Origin of the sequence: Parvibaculum sp., assembly GCF_035511255.1 — a bacterium.
In the GTDB taxonomy this organism is placed as follows: domain Bacteria; phylum Pseudomonadota; class Alphaproteobacteria; order Parvibaculales; family Parvibaculaceae; genus Parvibaculum.
In genome coordinates this window covers 1-2,921 of the sequence record NZ_DATKFR010000499.1, presented here as the reverse complement: position 1 = coordinate 2,921, position 2,921 = coordinate 1, and the positions used below count along the sequence as shown (strand labels likewise).

2 protein-coding genes are annotated in these 2,921 nt (G+C 64.0%); one reads left to right on the top strand and one right to left on the bottom strand.

The window, feature by feature from the left end; all coding sequences use genetic code 11:
- Positions 1-1,796 (bottom strand): aminopeptidase N (gene pepN / locus VMR03_RS18525; RefSeq protein ID WP_325407881.1); only part of this gene is annotated, 1,796 nt, incomplete at its 3' end.
- Between the two features lie 199 nt (positions 1,797-1,995).
- Between pepN and VMR03_RS18520 the strand changes: the two genes are divergently transcribed.
- The coding region (locus tag VMR03_RS18520; RefSeq protein ID WP_325407879.1) for a phosphoribosylaminoimidazolesuccinocarboxamide synthase at positions 1,996-2,921 on the top strand (926 nt) is incomplete at its 3' end.

The following is a 2,921-nucleotide window of genomic DNA, read 5'->3' as shown; positions in this document are numbered from 1 at the left end:
CGGCGCTTGCCGCCCGTCCGGATGGCTTCGACGGTCGCGATCAGGAGGCCGCTTGCGTAACGCTGTGCAGCCTCCCAGCGATTGAAGGGATCGCTGTCATGCGTCATCAGGAACACCCAGTCGCGTTCCTTCAGATTGGCGGTCAGCGTGACGGGCGCGGTGAATCCCCGCAGCAGCGAGGGCACGGGCTTCTCGCCGACATGGCGGAAGCGGAAGGTCTGCGTCCGCTCGGTGAGGTTCAGCACGCGCGTCCTGGTGCTCTTGTCGTCGCCGTCGAGATGAAGGGGCATGTCCTTGCCGTCCGGCCCGACAAGGCCGACCGCGACCGGGATGTGATAGGGCTCCTTCATTTTCTGGCCGGGCGTCGGCGCGCAAACCTGCGTCATCTTCAGCGTGTAGGTTTCGCGTGCGCTGTCGTAGCGGCCCGACACCAGGACCTCCGGTGTTCCGGACTGCTGGTACCAGAGCTTGAATTGCGTGAGGTCGATCTTCGCGCCGTCGGAGAGCGCCTTCAGAAAATCCTCGACGGTGGCCGCCTCGCCGTCATGGCGCTCGAAATAGAGGTCCATGCCCTTGCGGAAGCGCTTCGGTCCCACCAGCGTGTGGATCATGCGGCAAAGCTCGGCGCCCTTTTCGTAGACGGTCGCCGTGTAGAAATTGTTGATCTCGATGTAGCTATCGGGTCGCACCGGATGGGCGAGGGGTCCCTGATCCTCCGGGAACTGATGACTGCGAAGTAGACGCACGTCGGCAATGCGCTTCACGGGGCGCGAGCGCATGTCGCTGGTGAACTCCTGATCGCGGAAGACGGTCAGGCCTTCCTTCAGGCAAAGCTGGAACCAGTCGCGGCAGGTGATGCGGTTGCCGGTCCAGTTGTGGAAATATTCATGCGCGATGATCGCCTCGATCGCGGCATAGTCGGCGTCCGTCGCGGTGTCGGGGCGGGCCAGCACATATTTGTCGTTGAAGACGTTGAGGCCCTTGTTCTCCATCGCCCCCATGTTGAAGGAACTCACCGCGACGATCATGAAGATGTCGAGATCGTATTCGCGGCCGAACACCTCTTCGTCCCAGCGCATCGAGCGTTTCAGCGCTTCCATCGCATAGGCGCAGCGATCCTCGTTCCCCGGCTCGACGAAAATCCTGAGCGTCACCTCCCGGCCCGACATGGTGACGAACTTGTCCTCGACATGGCCGAGCGCGCCCGCGACCAGCGCGAAGAGATAGGCGGGCTTCGGGAAGGGATCGTGCCATTCGGCAAAGTGCTTGCCGTCCTTGAGCTTACCCGCCTTCACCAGATTGCCGTTCGAGAGCAAGACGGGCGCCGCCTTCTCGTCGGCGACGATGCGCGTCGTGAAGACGGCCATCGCGTCCGGCCGGTCCAGATAATAAGTGATGCGGCGGAACCCTTCCGCCTCGCATTGCGTGCAGTAGATGCCGTTCGAGAGATAGAGCCCCGTCAGCGCCGTGTTTGCCTCCGGCCCGCAGGTTGTCACCGTTTCCAGCGTGAACCCCCCGTCTGGCGTCTCCGGCACCGTCAGATGCCGCCCGTCGACCTGCCAGGCGTTCGGGCTCAGCGTCTCGCCGTCGATCCTGACTTCGTGCAGCGTCAGCTTTTCGCCATCGAGCACCAACGGCCCGTTGCCGGCCGCGGCCGGGTTCCGCCGCATCTTCAGCCGCGCGTGAACGCGGGTCGCCGCCGGGTCGAGGGCGACCTCGAGCGACACCTCGTCGATCAGGAAAGCGGGCGGCGCATAGTCCTTTAACAGGACGGGATGCGGTTCTTCGGTTCTCATGGGGGCTGTGCTCGAAAACTGGCGGCGGGACCGCTTGGGGAACGGCGGCGACGCCGTATGGAAACTGTCGCAAGTCTAAACAATCGCGGAGGGATATGGCGAAATTTCGTCCGTTCCGCCCCCGTTTATCACAGGCCGCGCTTGCGCTCGGGGCCGCTTTCCGCCATCAAACGGGCGCGGCCAATCAGGGACGGACAAGATGGACAAGGCGGCTTTCAGGGCGCGTCGGCATCAGGTGCTCGCCGACGCGACCATTGCGGAACTTCCCAACCATTATCGCGGCAAGGTGCGCGACAATTACGATCTGCCCGACGGGCGGCGCATCATCGTCGCTTCGGACCGATTGAGCGCCTTCGACCGCATCCTCGCCGCCATCCCCTACAAGGGCGAGGTGCTGACCCAGACCGCGCGCTTCTGGTTCGAGGCGACGAAGGACATCTGCCCCAACCACGTCCTCGAATACCCCGATCCCAACGTGGTCGTCGGCCGCCGGCTCGACATCCTGCCGGTCGAGATCGTGGTGCGCGACTATCTCGCCGGCACCACCGGCACCTCGATCCTCACCATGTACAAGAAGGGCGAGCGGGAGATGTACGGCGTCCGCCTGCCGGACGGGTTGCGGGACAATGAGCGCCTGCCGCGCACCATCATCACGCCGACCTCCAAGGCCATGTTGGGTGCGCATGACGAGCCGCTGTCGCCCGAGGAGATCGTCGCCAACGGCATCCTGACGGCGGAACAATGGCGCATTCTTTCCGGCTATGCGCTCTCGCTTTTTGCGCGGGGACAGGAGATCGCGGCGACGAGCGGCCTCATCCTCGTCGATACGAAATACGAGTTCGGCACCGACGCGCGCGGCCACATCGTGCTCGCCGACGAAATCCACACGCCGGACAGCAGCCGCTACTGGCTCGCCTCGAGCTACGCCCAGCGCTTCGCCGCCGGCGAGAAGCCCGAAAGCTTCGACAAGGATTTCGTGCGCAACTGGGTTGCCGCCCGCTGCGACCCTTACAAGGACGACGTTCCCGAAATCCCGGCCGACCTCATCCTCGACACGGCGGAAGTCTATATCGACGCCTTCGAGACAATTACGGGCAAGACCTTCACCCTGCCCGAAACCGACGA